This is a genomic window from Antarctobacter sp. (assembly GCF_965277915.1).
In the GTDB taxonomy this organism is placed as follows: Bacteria; Pseudomonadota; Alphaproteobacteria; order Rhodobacterales; family Rhodobacteraceae; genus Antarctobacter.
In genome coordinates this window covers 1,417,261-1,433,764 of the sequence record NZ_OZ255849.1, presented here as the reverse complement: position 1 = coordinate 1,433,764, position 16,504 = coordinate 1,417,261, and the positions used below count along the sequence as shown (strand labels likewise).

Annotated in this window: 15 protein-coding genes, 1 tRNA gene and 1 pseudogene; 8 read left to right on the top strand and 9 right to left on the bottom strand. The window is 63.6% G+C overall.

Features of this window, described 5'->3' with window-relative positions; all coding sequences use genetic code 11:
- Window positions 1–3 precede the first annotated feature (3 nt).
- The 3 genes and pseudogenes from mmsB to chvE all read right to left on the bottom strand — a co-directional run bounded on the left by mmsB (window position 4) and on the right by chvE (window position 3,896).
- Complete coding sequence (gene mmsB, locus ACQY5B_RS07785; RefSeq protein WP_420325706.1) at window positions 4–1,239, bottom strand: multiple monosaccharide ABC transporter permease; 1,236 nt, start codon at window positions 1,237–1,239, stop codon at window positions 4–6.
- Window positions 1,240–1,250: 11 nt separating this feature from the next.
- Window positions 1,251–2,726, bottom strand: a pseudogene (gene mmsA / locus ACQY5B_RS07780) (multiple monosaccharide ABC transporter ATP-binding protein); the annotation flags it as partial.
- A 123-nt stretch (window positions 2,727–2,849) separates the two neighbouring features.
- Window positions 2,850–3,896: a multiple monosaccharide ABC transporter substrate-binding protein gene (chvE, locus tag ACQY5B_RS07775; RefSeq protein ID WP_420325707.1), complete on the bottom strand. Its 1,047-nt coding sequence runs from the start codon at window positions 3,894–3,896 to the stop codon at window positions 2,850–2,852.
- Between the two features lie 154 nt (window positions 3,897–4,050).
- Here chvE and ACQY5B_RS07770 point away from each other — a divergent pair, with 154 nt between their 5' ends.
- Together ACQY5B_RS07770 and ACQY5B_RS07765 are read left to right on the top strand one after the other, a co-directional pair.
- A complete protein-coding gene (locus ACQY5B_RS07770; protein ID WP_420325708.1) occupies window positions 4,051–4,968 on the top strand; it encodes a LysR family transcriptional regulator in 918 nt (305 codons plus the stop codon).
- An 81-nt stretch (window positions 4,969–5,049) separates the two neighbouring features.
- Window positions 5,050–5,946, top strand: a complete 897-nt coding sequence (locus ACQY5B_RS07765) for a Hint domain-containing protein (RefSeq protein ID WP_420325709.1) — start codon at window positions 5,050–5,052, stop codon at window positions 5,944–5,946.
- 173 nt (window positions 5,947–6,119) lie between these two features.
- On the opposite strand, the gene ACQY5B_RS07760 is transcribed toward ACQY5B_RS07765, so the two are convergent.
- Window positions 6,120–6,206: transfer RNA gene (locus ACQY5B_RS07760), tRNA-Leu, on the bottom strand.
- A gap of 356 nt (window positions 6,207–6,562) precedes the next feature.
- Here ACQY5B_RS07760 and lipB point away from each other — a divergent pair.
- Window positions 6,563–7,228 (top strand): lipoyl(octanoyl) transferase LipB, encoded by a 666-nt coding sequence (lipB, locus tag ACQY5B_RS07755; protein WP_305971850.1) that lies wholly within the window; start codon window positions 6,563–6,565, stop codon window positions 7,226–7,228.
- Between the two features lie 186 nt (window positions 7,229–7,414).
- Here lipB and ACQY5B_RS07750 read toward each other — a convergent pair whose 3' ends face one another.
- Entirely contained in the window at window positions 7,415–7,621 is a 207-nt protein-coding gene (locus tag ACQY5B_RS07750) for a hypothetical protein (RefSeq protein WP_420325710.1), read from the bottom strand.
- A 230-nt stretch (window positions 7,622–7,851) separates the two neighbouring features.
- Between ACQY5B_RS07750 and ACQY5B_RS07745 the strand changes: the two genes are divergently transcribed.
- Window positions 7,852–8,436 carry a rhodanese-like domain-containing protein gene (locus ACQY5B_RS07745; RefSeq protein WP_420325711.1) on the top strand — a complete coding sequence of 195 codons (585 nt, stop codon included), beginning with the start codon at window positions 7,852–7,854 and terminating at the stop codon, window positions 8,434–8,436.
- Window positions 8,437–8,558: 122 nt separating this feature from the next.
- Here ACQY5B_RS07745 and ACQY5B_RS07740 read toward each other — a convergent pair whose 3' ends face one another.
- Complete coding sequence (locus ACQY5B_RS07740; RefSeq protein WP_420325712.1) at window positions 8,559–8,750, bottom strand: hypothetical protein; 192 nt, start codon at window positions 8,748–8,750, stop codon at window positions 8,559–8,561.
- 252 nt (window positions 8,751–9,002) lie between these two features.
- Window positions 9,003–9,209 (bottom strand): hypothetical protein, encoded by a 207-nt coding sequence (locus tag ACQY5B_RS07735; protein WP_305971846.1) that lies wholly within the window; start codon window positions 9,207–9,209, stop codon window positions 9,003–9,005.
- A gap of 445 nt (window positions 9,210–9,654) precedes the next feature.
- Between ACQY5B_RS07735 and ctaD the strand changes: the two genes are divergently transcribed.
- Window positions 9,655–11,328, top strand: a complete 1,674-nt coding sequence (ctaD, locus tag ACQY5B_RS07730; protein WP_420325713.1) for a cytochrome c oxidase subunit I — start codon at window positions 9,655–9,657, stop codon at window positions 11,326–11,328.
- 75 nt (window positions 11,329–11,403) lie between these two features.
- On the opposite strand, the gene ACQY5B_RS07725 is transcribed toward ctaD, so the two are convergent.
- Window positions 11,404–12,966 (bottom strand): hypothetical protein, encoded by a 1,563-nt coding sequence (locus tag ACQY5B_RS07725; protein WP_420325714.1) that lies wholly within the window; start codon window positions 12,964–12,966, stop codon window positions 11,404–11,406.
- A gap of 136 nt (window positions 12,967–13,102) precedes the next feature.
- On the opposite strand from ACQY5B_RS07725, the gene ACQY5B_RS07720 reads away from it, so the two are divergent.
- Window positions 13,103–13,597, top strand: coding sequence for a DUF2244 domain-containing protein (locus tag ACQY5B_RS07720; RefSeq protein WP_420325715.1), 495 nt, complete (start codon window positions 13,103–13,105; stop codon window positions 13,595–13,597).
- A 10-nt stretch (window positions 13,598–13,607) separates the two neighbouring features.
- Window positions 13,608–14,549 (top strand): hypothetical protein, encoded by a 942-nt coding sequence (locus ACQY5B_RS07715; RefSeq protein ID WP_305971842.1) that lies wholly within the window; start codon window positions 13,608–13,610, stop codon window positions 14,547–14,549.
- Between the two features lie 78 nt (window positions 14,550–14,627).
- On the opposite strand, the gene ACQY5B_RS07710 is transcribed toward ACQY5B_RS07715, so the two are convergent.
- Entirely contained in the window at window positions 14,628–15,089 is a 462-nt protein-coding gene (locus tag ACQY5B_RS07710; protein ID WP_043144328.1) for a GatB/YqeY domain-containing protein, read from the bottom strand.
- 180 nt (window positions 15,090–15,269) lie between these two features.
- Here ACQY5B_RS07710 and carA point away from each other — a divergent pair, with 180 nt between their 5' ends.
- Window positions 15,270–16,421: a glutamine-hydrolyzing carbamoyl-phosphate synthase small subunit gene (gene carA / locus ACQY5B_RS07705; protein WP_305971841.1), complete on the top strand. Its 1,152-nt coding sequence runs from the start codon at window positions 15,270–15,272 to the stop codon at window positions 16,419–16,421.
- Window positions 16,422–16,504 lie beyond the last annotated feature (83 nt).

The following is a 16,504-nucleotide window of genomic DNA, read 5'->3' as shown; positions in this document are numbered from 1 at the left end:
CCGTCACCCCTGTTTCGATTTGTTGTAGACGTCGAAGATCACGGCAGCGAGCAGGACCAGCCCCTTGATCACCTGCTGATAGTCGATGCCGATGCCCATGATCGACATGCCGTTGTTCAGCACGCCCATCAGGAAGGCGCCGACCACCGCGCCGACGATCTTGCCGACGCCGCCGGACATGGAGGCCCCGCCGATGAAGACCGCCGCGATCACGTCGAGTTCCAGCGCGAAACCCGCCTTTGGCGTGGCCGAATTCAGGCGCGCCGCAAAGACCATGCCCGCGATCCCGGCCAACACGCCCATGTTGACGAAGGCGAGGAAGGTCAGCCGCTCGGTCTTGATCCCCGAGAGCTTGGCCGCCTTTTCGTTGCCGCCCAGCGCATAGATGCGCCGGCCGGTCACCGTGCGCCCGGTGAAGAAGGCATAGATGATGGTCAGCACGCCCATGGTGATCAGCACGTTGGGCAGCCCGCGGAAGGTCGACAGCTTGAACAGGATGAAGATCAGCGCAATCGCGACAATGCCGATGCGGGCCACGAAAAAGGCCTGCGGTTCGCCCGCCATGCCATAGGCCTTGTTCTGGGCGCGCGCCTTGAGTTCCATCCAGACGATCAGCCCGGCGGCGACAAGGCCGGTGCACAGCGCCAGCACGTTGACCCGTTTCTGGCCCAGCAGGTCCGCGACGGCCTGGGACACGCCTTGGGGGAAGATGTCCGGCACGAACCCGTTGGCCAGCATCTGGAATTCACGCGGGAACGGGCCCAGCGACTGACCTTCGAGCAGCCACAGGGACGCGCCCCGGAACACCAGCATCCCCGCCAGCGTCACGATGAACGAGGGGATCTTCCAGTAGGCGATCCAATAGCCCTGGGCGGCACCGATCAGGCCCCCGGCGACAAGGCAGGTGACCATGGTGACCGCCGTGGACATTTCCCATTCCACGATCATGACGGCCGCCAGCGCGCCGACGAACCCCATGACGGAGCCGACCGACAAGTCGATGTTGCCCGAGACGATGACGATCAGCATCCCCAGCGCCATGATGACGATATAGCTGTTCTGCAACAGCAGGTTGGTGACGTTCACCGGCTTCAACAGCGTGCCGTCGGTGACGATCTGGAAAAAGGCCATGATCGCGATCAGCGCGAACAGCAGCCCGTATTCGCGCAGGTGCCGGACGAGGTATTCGCCGATCCCCTGCTTTTCGGGCGCCTCGGCCCCATGCTCTGCAAAGTCCATCACAGGCTCCCTTATTCGGTCACGATGAGCGACATGATGCGCTCCTGGCTGGCGTCCTCGGCACTCAGTTCGCCGACGAATGCGCCCTCGTTCATTACGTAGATGCGGTCACACATGCCCAGGAGTTCGGGCATTTCCGAGGAGATCATGACCACGCCCTTCCCCTGCGCGGAGAGGTCGTTGATGATCCCGTAGATCTCGAACTTGGCGCCGACGTCGATGCCGCGCGTGGGTTCATCCAGGATCAGCACCTCGGGCTTGGCAAACAGCCATTTCGACAGGACAACCTTCTGCTGGTTGCCGCCCGAAAGGTTCATCACCCGCTGAAAGACGCCCGGCGTGCGGATGTTCAGCGCCTTGCGATAGTCCTCGGCCACGCGGGTCTCGGCGCTTTCGTTCAGCACCTGGCCGCGGGCCACCTCTTCGAGGTTGGCCATCGTGATGTTGCGCTGGATGGTTTCCTCGAGAATGAGGCCCAGCGACTTGCGGTCCTCGGTGACATAGGCCAGCCCGGCCTCGATCGCCTTGCTGACGGTGCCGACGTCCACCGGCTTGCCGCCGATCTCGACACGGCCCGAGATGTTGCGCCCGTAGGAGCGGCCAAAGATGCTCATGGCCAGTTCGGTGCGCCCGGCCCCCATAAGGCCCGCGATGCCCACGACCTCGCCCGCGCGGACGGCCATGTTGACGTCATGGATCACCTGGCGGTCGGCGTGCAGCGGATGCCAGACGTTCCAGTCCTTGACCTCCATCAGCACCTCGCCCGCGCGCCGTTCCCGCGCCGGGTAGCGGTGCGCCATGTCGCGGCCCACCATGTCGCGCACGATGGTGTCCTCGGTGATGTCCCGGGTCCGGGCATCCATCGTGGACACCGTGGAACCGTCTCGGATCACCGTCACCGAGTCCGCGACGCGGCGAACCTCGTTCAGCTTGTGGCTGATGATGATCTGCGTGACACCCTGCTGCTTGAGTTCCAGCATCAGGTCCAGCAGCGCCTGGCTGTCGCTTTCCGACAGCGCCGCCGTCGGCTCGTCGAGAATCAGCAGGCGCACTTCCTTGGACAGGGCCTTGGCGATCTCGACCAGTTGCTGCTTGCCCACGCCCAGCTTGTCGACCAGCGTGCTGGGCGGTTCTTTGAGGCCGACCTTGCGCAACAGGTCCTCTGTGCGCCGGTTGGTCTCACGCCAGTTGATGATGCCGCCGCGTGCGCGTTCATTGCCCAGAAACAGGTTTTCCGCAATCGACAGCAGCGGCACAAGCGCCAGTTCCTGGTGGATGATGATGACGCCCTTTTCCTCGGAGTCCGAGATATCCGCGAACTCGGCCAGCGCGCCGTCATAGTGAATTTCGCCGTCGTAGCTGCCCGCCGGGTAGACCCCGGACAGGACTTTCATCAGGGTCGATTTGCCCGCGCCGTTTTCCCCGACCAGCGCGTGAATCTCGCCTTCCCTTACGGTCAGGTTGACCGAGTCCAGCGCCTTGACCCCAGGAAACTCCTTGGTGATCCCGCGCATTTCCAGTAGCGCCGTCATCCCCACTCCCCAATTTTCTGGTGGTTGCCAAGGCCCGCCCGCCGCGCATGGCGCCGGACGGACCCCGGGAGTAACCTGTTACTGGACCTGGTCCATCGTGTAGTAGCCGGAGCCGATGATCACGTCTTCCCAGTTCGACAGGTCGACCGAGACCGGTTCCAGCAGGTAGGAGGGCACGACCTTGACGCCGTTGTCATAGGTGGTGGTGTCGTTGATCTCGGGCTCGCCGCCTTTCAGCAGGGCCTCGACCATGCCCACGGTCACGCGCGCCAGTTCGCGGGTGTCCTTGAAGACGGTCGAATACTGCTCGCCCGCCAGCATCGACTTGATCGAGCGGATCTCGGCGTCCTGGCCGGTGACGATCGGCATTTCCAGGTCGCCCGAGCCATAGCCCACGCCCTTGAGCGAGGAGATGATGCCGATGGACAGACCATCGTAGGGCGACAGGACACCGTGCACGCGCTCATCGGTGTAATGAGCCGACAGCAGGTTATCCATGCGGGCCTGTGCCACCGCACCGTCCCAGCGCAGGGTGCCGACCGTGTCCATGCCCATCTGGCCCGACACGATGTTGATGGTTCCGTCCTCGATCAGTGGCTGCAGCACCGACATGGCGCCATCGTAGAAGAAATAGGCGTTGTTGTCGTCCGGAGAGCCGCCGAACAGCTCGACGTTGTAGGGGCCGTCGCCGAAACGCTCTTCGAGGCCGTTCACGAGACTGGTCGCCTGCTGCACGCCGACCTTGAAGTTGTCGAAGGTGGCGTAATAGCTGACATATTCGCTGTCGCGGATCAGCCGGTCATAGGCGATGACCTGGATATCTGCGTAATAGGCGTTTTCCAGAGCGCTCGACAGGGTGGTGCCGTCGATGGCCGCGATCACCAGCACATCGACGCCGTTGGTGATCATGTTCTCGATCTGCGCCAGCTGGTTGGGAATGTCGTCCTCGGCGTACTGCAGGATGGTGTCATAGCCTGCGGCCTTGAACTGTTCGACCATCGACTCGCCGTCAGAGATCCAGCGCGACGAGGATTTCGTCGGCATCGCGATGCCAACGGTTTCGGCAACGGCGCCATAGCTGGACAGCGCCACTGCCGCCGAAGCGAGCAGAAGTTTCATGTTCATTGGTAACCTCCCAAGGTCGGCGTGCCCTCCTGCGGCGACGCCTTATCTGTGTTTCGGACCCAGTGGATCCGAGCGCGACCGTAAATCGAGACTGTATACCTGTAAAATTCCGATTATGCTGTACTGCATATCAAAAATGTTATGAGCGAACGTGATGGACATTGCCCGGCGGATCAAACCCGCGCACCTGGACCTGGTGCTGAAGATCGCAGAGACACAGCAGTTGCAGCTGGCCGCACAGGCGGTCGCGATCTCTCAGCCGGCCGCCTCGCGCATCCTGGCCGAGATCGAAACCAATATCGGCAGCCCGCTTTTTGTCCGCCACCCCAAGGGCATGGTCATGTCGCAGGCCGGAGAGGTCTTTGTCCGCCACGCACGGGTGATCCTGGCCGAGGTGCGCACGCTGGAGGACGAGTTGCGCCACATCCAGTCCGGCGCCCTGGGCGAGGTCCGGGTGGGCTCGGTCACCGGACCGGCTGTGGGCGTCCTGATGCCTGCCGTGCAGGCGGTGCATCAGGACAGCCCAGATCTGGAAATCAGCGTTGACGTGGCACCCTCACGCGTGCTGATCCGCGACTTGGAAGAGGGGCGCTACGACTTTGTGCTGGGGCGCATTCCACCGGGCCATGACAGCCGGTTGTTCCACGTCCACCCCGCCCGGACCGAAGTCGTCGCCCTGCTGGTCCATGACACGCATCCCCTGGTATCGCGCCAGAACGTCGAAATGTCCGAGCTGATCGGCTATCCTTGGGTGATGCAGGAACGCGGCATGCCGATCCGCGAGTCGGTTGAATCCGCCTTTCACACCGCCGGGGTTCCGATCCCGCCAAGGGTGCTGAACAGTTCATCGCTTCTGGTGGCGCTCGCGCAGGTCGCGCGCGTGCAGGCCATCCTGCCGCAATCGAACGAGGTCAAGGAACTGCTGGTGCATTCCGACATCGGGGCAAACCTGACCGCCCTGAAAATGCGCCGTTCGATCGTCGTGCCGCCCTATTTCGTCCTGCGCGACGGCAGCCGCAAACTGTCGCGCGCCGCCGAGCGTCTGTTGCAGGAGGTGCTCTCCCGGATCTGACCCGGAAACGCCAAATACCCCAATGTTGACATCCACCGGCCCAGACGCGACGACTGGGTCAAAGTGAATGGAGGCAATATCTTGGCCAGTTTCAAAGCAGGATTCAGTCAGCAATATTCCGGGACCAGTGGCGTCGTATCGAGTGATTCCTACAGGCCCTACAACGAAGCCCTCGATGACGGCGAAGGCGATGGCACCTTCGAAGCGGGCGACTCGATCTGGGGCACCACCAATCCGTTTCAGGGAACCGTCGAGGTCGCTCTTGTCGCGGGTGGGACAATGCGTCTGCCGGTCAGCAACAGCTCTATTGCCGGCGTTACCCGTCTCTGGTTTCCCGAGTCGATGTCTCCCCACGACTTCGTCATTCCGGCCACGCTCGATTATGCGACGTTCAACACCTCTGCTTACCCGACATGCTTTCTTGAGGGGACGGCAATCGACACGCCGGATGGTGCCATCGCCGTGCAGGACCTGGACATCGGACAGATGATCGACACACCGACCGGGACGACGGTTGTCAGATGGATCGGTCGCCAGACCGTCTTTCCCCGGTTCAATCCCGCGGAGCGGGTCCGCCCGGTGCAGATCGCGGCAGGGGCGCTTGGTTCCGGATTGCCGCGGCGCGACCTGCTCTTGACGGCGGATCATGCCCTGCATCTCGATGGAATGCTGGTCAATGCCTCGGCCCTAGTCAACGGCGAAACGATCCGCTGGGAGCCGATCGAAACCGTCGGAGACCGCTACACCGTCTATCATGTCGAGACCGAGGGGCACGAGTTGATCCTTGCGGAAGGCGCCGAGGCCGAATGCTACATCGATTACGTCGCCCGCCGCGCTTTCGACAACTACGATGAATACCTGGCCCTCTATGGCGAGGACGCGTCGATCACCGAAATGGAGAGGCCCCGCATCTCCTGCGCACGGCTCTTGCCGCAATCCCTGGTCGACCGGTTTTCCGGCACCTCCCTGGCCGCCTGAGCCGATCCGGCGACTGCGGACGGTTCTGCGCATGCAGGACCGGCCGACCTTCCCCGGCCAGTCCGGTTCCGTGTCTGGCTGGCGAAAACAGGAAGGCCGCCCAAGGCAGCCGATATCGAGCGCCACGCGACAGCATGCTGAGGCGCAAAGGACAATGTCAATTCAGGAGAGAATGGTGCGGTCGAGAAGACTCGAACTTCCACGGGAGTTACCCCACAGCGACCTCAACGCTGCGCGTCTACCAATTCCGCCACGACCGCACTGTCTTGACTTGGTGGGAGGGTCTCTAGCGAAGCGCGTGGACGATGTGAAGAGGAAAAACGACAAAAATCCATTCCGCGCGCCAACGCGCCTTGCCCGGCCCGCTGGTGGCGCTTTGCATCGAATGGCATTATGTGATCATCCACACCGCGTGGCGTTCCGGATGGACTTGGTGGCCACCTCGGGGCCTGTTGTGCGCGTGGCGCTTGACGTCGTTCGACCAGGGTGCTCAGCGGTCAAGTCGGATGTTGTGGCCGTCAGGCGGTCCTGACCGTGACAGGCAGGAAACGAACCGGTCAGCCGGGCGGATCTGCCCGGTTTTGAAGGAGGCGGGGGACGTGCCCCGTTGACAGGAATGGAATGGAAGATCAGCGAGGAACTGGTGCCCTACGAAGAGGCGCTTGCCTTCATGGAGGACCGCGCCAGTGCCATCGCAGAAGGGCGTGCGGAGGAGTGTATCTGGCTGCTTGAGCACCCGCCGCTCTATACCGCCGGCACCTCGGCCAGGGTCGAGGACCTGAAAGACCCCGACCGCTTTCCGGTCTACACCTCCAAGCGCGGCGGACAATACACCTATCACGGCCCCGGCCAGCGGGTCGTCTATGTCATGCTGGACCTCAACAAGCGGGGCCGCGACATCCGCCGGTTCGTGCAGGATCTCGAGGCCTGGGTGATCGCCACGCTGGCAGAGTTCAACCTGGTCGGTCATATCCGCGAGGGCCGCGTCGGCGTCTGGATCGAACGCCCCGAGAAACCGCCGCTGGCGGACGGACGCATGGCGGAGGACAAGATCGCCGCCATCGGCATCCGCCTGCGCCGCTGGGTCAGCTTTCACGGCATCTCGATCAACGTGGAGCCCGAGCTGGAGCATTTCGAGGGCATCGTGCCCTGCGGAATCAGCGATTACGGTGTGACCTCACTGGTCGATCTCGGCCTGCCGGTGACGATGGATGACCTGGACGTGGCGCTCCGGGCGCAGTTCGACGCGGTCATGGCGCAGCCCGCCGAAGATCCGGCCTGATCGGGCAGACGCACCTTGCGGACGAACGGATCCGCGGGATGACGCGGACAAGGAAAAGGGGCAAGGACCGCTGTCCTCGCCCCTGGGGGCAGATCAAATTTCCCCCGCCAATGTCTTAAATGTCCAGGTGCTTGCAAATCGTTCCACGGTCCGGGCTATGGTGGCAGCACGCCCGGACCGGCAGTCTCAGGGCTTGCCCGAAAAGACGTGGAGCAGGATGTCTTCGCGGGCGATGCCTCGTTGTGTCAGTTCGGCGTCCGACAGAGCGCGCAACGCGTCGATGCGGGCGGTGCGCTGGCGATAGCGGCGATCAAAAGGGGTCTCAAGGGCGCGCGCCAGGCGCTGGCGTAGGGTGGCACGGCTGGAAACGAAACTGTTTTCGAAATAGGCCATTTGAATTTCGCCCTCCGGGTGCGGCAGATGCCCCAAACCTAGAACAAAACGCGGCCTCCAGACAGTCTGGTAAGCCCCACCTAGGGAATTCCCGACCCGATCTCTGGCCGAGCGCGCAGGGCGGTCTTCGCCGCACGATCCCACCGCCAATTCCCTGATTTTGATTGGGATCAAGGCCGGGTCCCACCGCGTCCCGCAACCTGTTCTCAGTGTCGAAGAGGAGGTTCAAAATGAAAACGATCGTGACAGCAATAATCGCCGCCCTGCTGGCTTACCCGGCCCTTGCCGCTGACATCACATCCAGCGTCACCGCGGCGGATGTGCCGGAAAAGGAAAGGACCAAACTGGGTCTCTACCTGACCTCTCAGGAAGCCGCGACGGCGCTTTCGGCAAATCCGGACATAGTCTTTGTCGATGTGCGGGATCCGGTCGAGGTGATGTTCGTCGGCCATCCCGATCCGGTCGATGCCGTGGTGCCCTTTCGCTTTGTGTCCTACACCTACAACGCCAAGCGCGGCGCCTACGGCATGGACCCCAATCCCGCCTTCGTCGATGAGGTGAACGCGGTGATGGAGCGACTTGGCCGCAGCCCGTCCGATCCGGTCTTCGTCAGTTGCCAGACCGGCGGTCGCACCGCGCGCGCGGTCGATGCACTTGCCGCTGCGGGATATATACAAGTCTACGCCCTCTTCGAAGGGATCGAAGGCGACCTGAACGCCGAAACCGGCCGCAGGGACATCAACGGCTGGAAAAATGCGGGCTTGCCATGGTCGTACAAGCTGACGCCCGAGGTGGCCTGGCACCCGCCGAAATAACGCGCGCGGATCACGGCCCGACTGTCCCGATCCTCAACCGTGCAGGCGAGGTCATGCTCAAGCCACACGGGTTCCAGGGGGCGGCGTCAGTCCGCGCCGGTAAAGACCGGAACAGGATGCCCTTACGGGCAAGGCCACGCGACCAGTTCGCGGTCGGACAGTTTTCGCAGGGCTTCGATTTCACGGGTGCGCTGGCGATAGCGGCGATCAAAGGGGGTCTCAAAGGCGCGCGCCAAGCGCTTGCGCAGGGTGGCACGGTTGGAAGCGAAACTGTTTTCGCAATAGGCCATCTTGAACTCCCCCGGTTGGGTCATGCCGTGTGTGGCTGATGGGTTCAATCTAGGCACTGGCGCCCTGCCCCATAAGTCGGGAAAGCCGGGCCGTCCGGAATACCGGACCCCGGTCCGGCTTCTGGCGACAGGCAAGGGACCGGGCAGGCATGAATAAAGGGGGCGCACTCACAACGCCCCCTTGGACAATCATCGAAAGAACGGATGGGCGGGAAGCCCGAATAAGGATTGGTCATTGAAACCTTGGCGCCGCGTCAAACGGCGTCACGTCCGCGATCAGGCCTTGCCCGAAAAGACGTGAAAGAGAATGTCCTCGCGGGCAATGCCGCGCCGGGACAGTTCGGCGTCCGACAGTGCGCGCAACGCGTCGATGCGGGCGGTGCGCTGTCGGTAACGGCGGTCGAAGGGGGTCTCGAACAGGCGCGCGAGGCGCTGGCGGAGGGTGATGCGGTTCGAGACAAAGCCGTTGTCGAAATATGCCATTTTCCAAATCCCTTCCGGATGCAGCAGTTGCGCCAAACCTAGAAAAACACGCAGCCTCCTGACAGTCGGGTAAGCCATACCTAGGGTTTTCCCGACCCTGCCCCGGGACGTGGTCGGGGTGATCTGCGCAGGGCAGACCGTGTGCTAACAGCCGTCCAACGCGGGGCCACGCTCTGACGCCTACGCCGGACGCAACGGCGGTCGAATGGCGTGTCCGGGAAAGCCATGCGAAAACCCCGTTGAAAGGGGTCAGCGAGTGTGAGTGCGGGCCGATCCTGCCCGCGTCCGGAGCCCCGGCCCAAGCCTCTGCGACAAAAAGGTTTGATCTGCGTCAAATCCGGCCATTGCCGCCCCTAGGGTCACATTCTAAAACGTGAAACGAACTTAGGGCCCGGACGGATTCCCGTTCCGTGTCCTCTGCATAGGGATCAGCAGGAGGCAAACAATGGCAGATGCAGCCATTCACGGCCACGAGCACGAAGACAACCGCGGGTTCTTTACCCGTTGGTTCATGTCGACGAACCACAAGGACATCGGGATTCTCTACCTGATCGTCTCTGCGTTCGTCGGGCTCATTTCGGTCGTTTTCACCGTTTACATGCGCATGGAACTCATGTCGCCGGGCGTTCAGTACATGTGCATGGAAGGCATGCGCTTCCTGCCGACGGCGGTCGAGAACTGTACGCCCAACGGCCACCTCTGGAACGTGCTGATCACCGGCCACGGCATCCTGATGATGTTCTTCGTGGTCATTCCGGCACTGTTCGGCGGTTTCGGCAACTACTTCATGCCGCTGCAGATCGGCGCGCCGGACATGGCGTTTCCGCGGATGAACAACCTGTCGTTCTGGCTGTATGTCGCGGGCTCCACCCTGGCGGTCTGCTCTGTCTTCGCACCGGGCGGCAACAACCAGCTTGGGTCCGGCGTGGGCTGGGTTCTTTACCCGCCGCTCTCGGTCAACGAAGGCGGCATGTCGATGGACCTGGCGATTTTCGCCGTCCACGTCTCTGGCGCGTCGTCGATCCTGGGCGCGATCAACATGATCACCACCTTCCTGAACATGCGGACCCCGGGCATGACCCTGTTCAAGGTGCCGCTGTTCTCCTGGGCGATCTTCGTCACCTCCTGGCTGATCCTGCTGTCGCTGCCCGTTCTGGCCGGCGCGATCACCATGCTGCTGACGGACCGCAACTTCGGCACGACCTTCTTCGATCCGGCCGGTGGCGGTGACCCGGTGCTCTACCAGCACATCCTGTGGTTCTTCGGTCACCCCGAGGTCTACATCGTGATCGTGCCCGGGTTCGGCATCATCAGCCACGTCATCGCGACCTTCTCGCGCAAGCCGATCTTCGGCTATCTGCCGATGGTCTGGGCCATCATCGCGATCGGCGCACTGGGGTTCGTTGTCTGGGCACACCACATGTACACCGTCGGCATGTCGCTGACCCAGCAGAGCTACTTCATGCTGGCCACGATGGTCATCGCGGTGCCAACGGGCGTGAAGGTGTTCAGCTGGATCGCTACCATGTGGGGCGGCTCCATCGAGATGAAGACCCCGATGCTCTGGGCCTTCGGCTTCCTGTTCCTCTTCACCGTCGGCGGCGTGACCGGCGTGGTGCTGAGCCAGGCGGGCGTCGACCGTGCCTACCATGACACCTACTACGTCGTGGCGCACTTCCACTACGTGATGAGCCTCGGCGCCGTCTTCGCGATCTTCGCGGGTGTCTACTTCTACTTCCCGAAGATGAGCGGCCGGATGTACTCCGAGTTCTGGGGCAAGATCCACTTCTGGATGATGTTCATCGGTGCAAACCTGACCTTCTTCCCGCAGCACTTCCTGGGCCGTCAGGGCATGCCGCGCCGGTACATCGACTACCCCGAGGCATTCGCCACCTGGAACTACATCTCCAGCTGGGGTGCGCTGCTCTCCTTCGCATCGTTCGTGCTGTTCTTCGGGATCATGTTCCACGCCCTGACCCGTGGCGCCCGCGCCACCGAGGCAAACCCGTGGAACGAGTACGCGGACACGCTGGAATGGACCCTGCCGTCGCCGCCGCCGGAGCACACCTTCGAGCAGCTGCCGAAGCAGGAAGACTGGGACAAGAGCCCCGCCCACTGAGGGACGCTCTTACCTGAAACGCGAAAGGCCCCGGCATCTGCCGGGGCCTTTTCCTTTGGTGCGGGTGAACCCGGATCAACCGCCGTCGCGCCATTCATAGACGTATCGATAGCAGCCCAGCGGCTGCAACGTGACCGTCATCTGAAACCGGCCATCCTTGTAGCGCGCGCCCTCGGGCGGCGCGAACGTGCCGCTCCATGCGGCCGAATGTGCCTGGTTGTAGGCGGTGCCGATGAACCCGTCGGTACGATCCTTCACGATTTCGACACTCCCACGAGAGCCCTTGGCACAGTTTTCGCCCTCGGTGCCGAAATGGTAGAACAGCCCGCCATGCCCCCAGCCGGCGGCATAGTCCCCCTGAACGGTGGCAGAGAGCAGCACCTCCTGCCCCGGGACAAGGTAAGGAGGTGGCGCGGCCCAGGTATAGGTCACGACATAGGCGTCCCAGGCAGCGCCACAGCGTGGCTTGCTGCGGGCATACTGTCCGCTCCCGGCGCCGACCGCCCCTTTCGGATCGTAGCAGCTGTTGTTGTCGGCAAAGGTTGTCATCCCTGCCTCCGAAACCATCGCCCAATGCCCGCCCTGCGGCGCGCCCGGGCGCGGATCATTCCGCACCGGCGGCAAAGCCGGATCGGCCAGGCTAATGCGCTGCGCAATCTCGGCGCACCGGCCCTCGATGATCGGCAGGACGTAATGCGACAGCGCGAGGCTCTGCAGCCGCGCCTGCGCCACCTCCTGCAGGTCGATGCCGACCTCTCGATTGCGCCGTGCCTCGATCCGGGACAGCGCCGCGTCAAAGGCACGGTCAGCGACGGCCCTGGCGTCGTCGCGAAGGTTCTCGATGATGCGAAGCCGCTCATCGTTGCCGATATCGCGCTCTGGCACCGCGCCCTGCACCTTGGGCGGGCCGAATATCTCCTCGTAGGATTTGCGGAACCGCCGGTCCGCCTCGGCATAGGCCGCTTCTCGCGCGGCCAGCGCAGCCCTCGTCGCTTCTGCCGCGCGCAGCATCTCGGCCTCGATCTCTGCCACGTTGCGATCGGCCTTGTCGCGCAGCATGCCCTGCGCCCGCAGCACGACATTGCCGTCCCAGCCATTCATAAGCGCGTGCTGCACCATCTCCTGCACCCAGCGGGCGCGGTTCTCGGCCACGCGTTGCCGGTTCGCCTCCAGGATCGCCTCCGGGGTCAGCGCCAGCTTGCGCCCGGTGTTCGCACCATCCAGCACAACCTTGGTCCAGCCCGAGGCGATGAGCGACAGGAGATCCCATTCGTCCGGCATCTTCCAGATTTCCAGCAGCGACATGGCGTAGTCATCGAAAAGCACATCCATGTCCGGTGGCAGATGCGCATCCAGGTAAAGCGCCGTCATTACCGCCCGGGCGCACTCGTCGCCCCCGGTCATGTCCAGGACCTGCTGCAATTCCACCAGGTCCGCGCCGTGATAACGATCGAGGTCGCGCACCCCCGGCATGACCCAGCCCCGGGCCAAGGCACGCGCGACATGATCGTCGATCTGGCGCCGGGCATCGACCACATCGGCAAGCGCCACGCCCCCCGTCAGGACCAGTGCAAGGGCGGTGGTGGTCAGTCCGCGCGCCCATTGCCGCCGTCCCCGCCTTTGTTCCGAAACGCACATCCTGCCATCCTCCCGGTTCTGTGACACCGACCTTAGCAGTTGCCCGGGAACCCGGACTTTGACCCACAACAATTCTGCTGTATATCGCAGTGTGACGTGCACCCGGGGTGATGCCGGGAACCTTTCCGACGGAACAATGCCTTATCACTGGACAACGCCCCCACGCGAAGCTTCACAGGTCCTGCAGCTTTGGCCGCACAATTCCCTGTCGGCCGAGGGCTTTGCCGCGATGATCCTGGGCTTCTTTCTCTTTGCCTCGGTGCCGCTCTACAGCGTGATCGGGACGGCGGTGCTGTGGGGTCTCCTGCCCTTCATGCTAACGGCGACGGCGGCGCTCTATTATGCGCTGCGCCGCAACCAGCGCGACCGCCGCATCCTCGAGGTGCTGACCGTCACGCCCGAGGTCACGCATCTGACCCGCACCAACCCCAAGGGCGACACGCAGGACTGGGAAAGCAACACCTACTGGGTCAAGGTCGCCTGCCACGAGTCCGGCGGGCCGGTCCCCTATTACGTCACGCTCAAGGGCAATGGCCGCGAGGTCGAGATCGGCGCCTTCCTCAGCGAAGACGAACGCCGCGCCCTGTTCAACGACCTGACCGACGCGGTGCGCCGCGCGGCCAATCCCTGAAGGCGAAAGCATGGCGCAGGTTCCCGCTACCCCGAAATGGCACCGGGCCGCGTTGCGGCTGTCGGTGGCCCTGAACCGCGAAGGCTGGATCGAGCGGTTGACTCCGGCCCCGAGCGAGGCCGCCGCCCTGCGTCTGCGCGATGCCCTGGCAGCCCGCGTGCCACCGCTGCGCAAGCGCGTGGTTTTCCTGATCCCGCTGGTGGGGCCGGACCATGTCGGCGACTGGGAGGCGGTGAGCGACAGGCTCTCGGCGACACTGGACTGTTTCATCGCCCAGGACGACCCGAACTGGCAAGCGGTGATCTGCTGCCAGGAACGCCCGCCCCTGCCCGACGACCCGCGCATCACCTTCCTGCCCTTCTCGGCGCCGGAGCCCGGCAATGACAAATGGCTGAAGCTCGCCGCGCTGACCGCGCATCTTGACGACATGGACCTGCCGCCCGCCTATGTCATGAGTTTCGACGCCGACGACCTGCTGCGCCAGGGCAGCGTGCGCGAGATGCTGCGCCGCCAGGCACCGGGGGGCTATCTTGTTCAGTCCGGCTTTGTCATGGACGATGCGACCGGGACGATCGCCCTTGCCGATCGCCCCTCGCTGCGCGAGCCCATGCGCAAACCCTTCTGGAAACTCTGCGGTTCCTGCGCGGCGCTGGCCCATGATCCGGACCTGCAGCAAAGCACCGCCTTCCTGCAGGCGATGACCCAGCACGAACACCGCATGTTCCCCTACCTCGCCGCGTTGGCCGGTCGGTCGCTGGCGCCGCTGTCACAGCCCTCGGTTCTCTACGTCCTGAACCACGGAGAGAATTTCGGCGCACGCCGTGGGCGGGTCAGTTTCAAGACCCGCTTCGTGGAACGCTTCCGGATCGACGATCCGTCGGAACTGGCGCTGATCGCCGATGGCTTTCCCGTGCCGGAGATCGCAGATGACCCGGCAGAGGCCACCGCCTGACTCCAATGGGTCTGACCCCAACACGAAAAAGGCCGCCCCGGAAGGCGGTCCTTTTTATCCCCGTCAAGTTCCCGCCCGTCAGGCCGACAGACGATCCTTGACCCGGGGGCCGACGGATCCGAAATCCATCTGGCCGGTGTATTTCGACTTGAGCACCCCCATGACGCGGCCCATGTCGCGGATCGATTCCGCGCCGACCTCGGCCATTGCCGCGTCGATTGCCTTGGCGACCTCCTTGTCGTTCAATGCACGCGGCAGGAATTCCTCGATCACCTCGATCTCGGCGGTTTCGCGTTCGGCCAAGTCCAGCCGGCCTGCCTCTTCATAGCTCTTGGCGCTTTCGCGGCGCTGCTTGACCATCTTGCCAAGGATGGCCAGCACTTCGGTGTCATCGACCCCGGTTTCATTGCCTTCCCCGCGGACGGCGATGTCGCGATCCTTGATGGCGGCGTTGATCAGGCGCAGCGTCGACAGGCGATCCTGTGCCTTGTCCTTCATCGCCTGCTTGACCGCCGCGTTCACCTTTGCACGCAGTTCCATGACCTTATCCCCTCACGGTTCATGAATTTGTGACACTACTTCAGGACGCCCCCTGTTGCAAGCGCAGCATTTTGAGGCAACGTCTTGATAAACAACAATTTTTGTTTTCAACCAAGCACTTGACCAACGCCCCGGGCGGCCTTAGGTTCCGGCCAATTTGCCGCCATCCGGAGATCTGCCATGCCTGCCGCCCACGCACGCCCGACCGCTTGCCTTGCCCTTGCCGACGGGACGCTTTTCTATGGCACCGGTTTTGGCGCCACCGGCCAGACAACGGCAGAGCTCTGCTTCAACACGGCCATGTCCGGCTACCAGGAGATCATGACCGATCCCTCTTACGCGGGCCAGATCGTCACCTTCACCTTTCCGCATATCGGCAATGTCGGCGTGAACCCGGACGATGACGAGACCGGCGACCCGGTGGCGGCGGGCATGGTCGTGAAATGGATGCCGACGCAAAGCTCGAACTGGCGCGCGGCGCAGGAACTGGGTGATTGGCTGGCGGCGCGCGGGCGCATCGCCATCGGCGGCGTCGATACCCGCCGCCTGACCCGCGCCATCCGCCAGCAGGGGGCACCGCATGTCGCGCTGGCCCATGATCCCGACGGCAACTTCGACACAGAGGCGCTGGTTGCCGCCGCGCGCGGCTTCCCGGGCCTCGAAGGTCTGGATCTGGCGCTGGATGTCACCTGCGCGCAAAGCTATCGCTGGGACGAGATGCGTTGGGCCTGGCCCGATGGCTACCAGCGTCAGGAGCAGGCGCGGCACAAGGTTGTCGCCGTGGACTACGGCGCCAAGCGCAATATCCTGCGCTGCCTTGCTTCGGCCGGCTGCGAGGTCACGGTTCTGCCCGCCACGGCAACCTTCGACGATGTCATGGCGCATGAGCCGGACGGCGTTTTCCTGTCGAACGGCCCCGGCGATCCGGCGGCCACCGGCGCCTACGCGGTGCCGATGATCCAGCGGTTGCTGTCGGACACCAAGCTGCCGGTCTTCGGCATCTGCCTCGGGCACCAGATGCTGGCGCTGGCGGTCGGTGCCAAGACCATCAAGATGAACCACGGCCATCACGGCGCGAACCATCCGGTCAAGGACATGGACACCGGCAAGGTCGAGATCACCTCGATGAACCATGGCTTTGCCGTAGACAGCCAGACACTGCCGCAAGGAGTGCTGGAAACGCATGTCTCGCTGTTTGACGGGTCCAACTGCGGCATCCGCCTGGCCGATCGCCCGGTGTTCAGCGTGCAGCACCACCCCGAGGCCAGCCCCGGCCCGCAGGACAGTTTCTACCTGTTCGAGCGCTTCGCCGCCTCGATGGACGCGGCCTGACCGCCCGTTTGTCGGAAAAACCGCGCCCTGTTAACCGTTTGGCGGCCTCTTGCCGCCAGGCGGCCATGTTTGGTTAAGCTTTC

Coding starts and splice junctions, on each gene's coding strand:
- mmsB (WP_420325706.1), bottom strand. CDS start 1,239: ATGGACTTTGCAGAGCATGGGGCCGAGGCGCCCGAAAAGCAGGGGATC.
- chvE (WP_420325707.1), bottom strand. CDS start 3,896: ATGAACATGAAACTTCTGCTCGCTTCGGCGGCAGTGGCGCTGTCCAGC.
- ACQY5B_RS07770 (WP_420325708.1), top strand. CDS start 4,051: ATGGACATTGCCCGGCGGATCAAACCCGCGCACCTGGACCTGGTGCTG.
- lipB (WP_305971850.1), top strand. CDS start 6,563: ATGGAATGGAAGATCAGCGAGGAACTGGTGCCCTACGAAGAGGCGCTT.
- ACQY5B_RS07750 (WP_420325710.1), bottom strand. CDS start 7,621: ATGGCCTATTTCGAAAACAGTTTCGTTTCCAGCCGTGCCACCCTACGC.
- ACQY5B_RS07745 (WP_420325711.1), top strand. CDS start 7,852: ATGAAAACGATCGTGACAGCAATAATCGCCGCCCTGCTGGCTTACCCG.
- ACQY5B_RS07740 (WP_420325712.1), bottom strand. CDS start 8,750: ATGACCCAACCGGGGGAGTTCAAGATGGCCTATTGCGAAAACAGTTTC.
- ACQY5B_RS07735 (WP_305971846.1), bottom strand. CDS start 9,209: ATGGCATATTTCGACAACGGCTTTGTCTCGAACCGCATCACCCTCCGC.
- ctaD (WP_420325713.1), top strand. CDS start 9,655: ATGGCAGATGCAGCCATTCACGGCCACGAGCACGAAGACAACCGCGGG.
- ACQY5B_RS07725 (WP_420325714.1), bottom strand. CDS start 12,966: ATGTGCGTTTCGGAACAAAGGCGGGGACGGCGGCAATGGGCGCGCGGA.
- ACQY5B_RS07720 (WP_420325715.1), top strand. CDS start 13,103: ATGCCTTATCACTGGACAACGCCCCCACGCGAAGCTTCACAGGTCCTG.
- ACQY5B_RS07715 (WP_305971842.1), top strand. CDS start 13,608: ATGGCGCAGGTTCCCGCTACCCCGAAATGGCACCGGGCCGCGTTGCGG.
- ACQY5B_RS07710 (WP_043144328.1), bottom strand. CDS start 15,089: ATGGAACTGCGTGCAAAGGTGAACGCGGCGGTCAAGCAGGCGATGAAG.
- carA (WP_305971841.1), top strand. CDS start 15,270: ATGCCTGCCGCCCACGCACGCCCGACCGCTTGCCTTGCCCTTGCCGAC.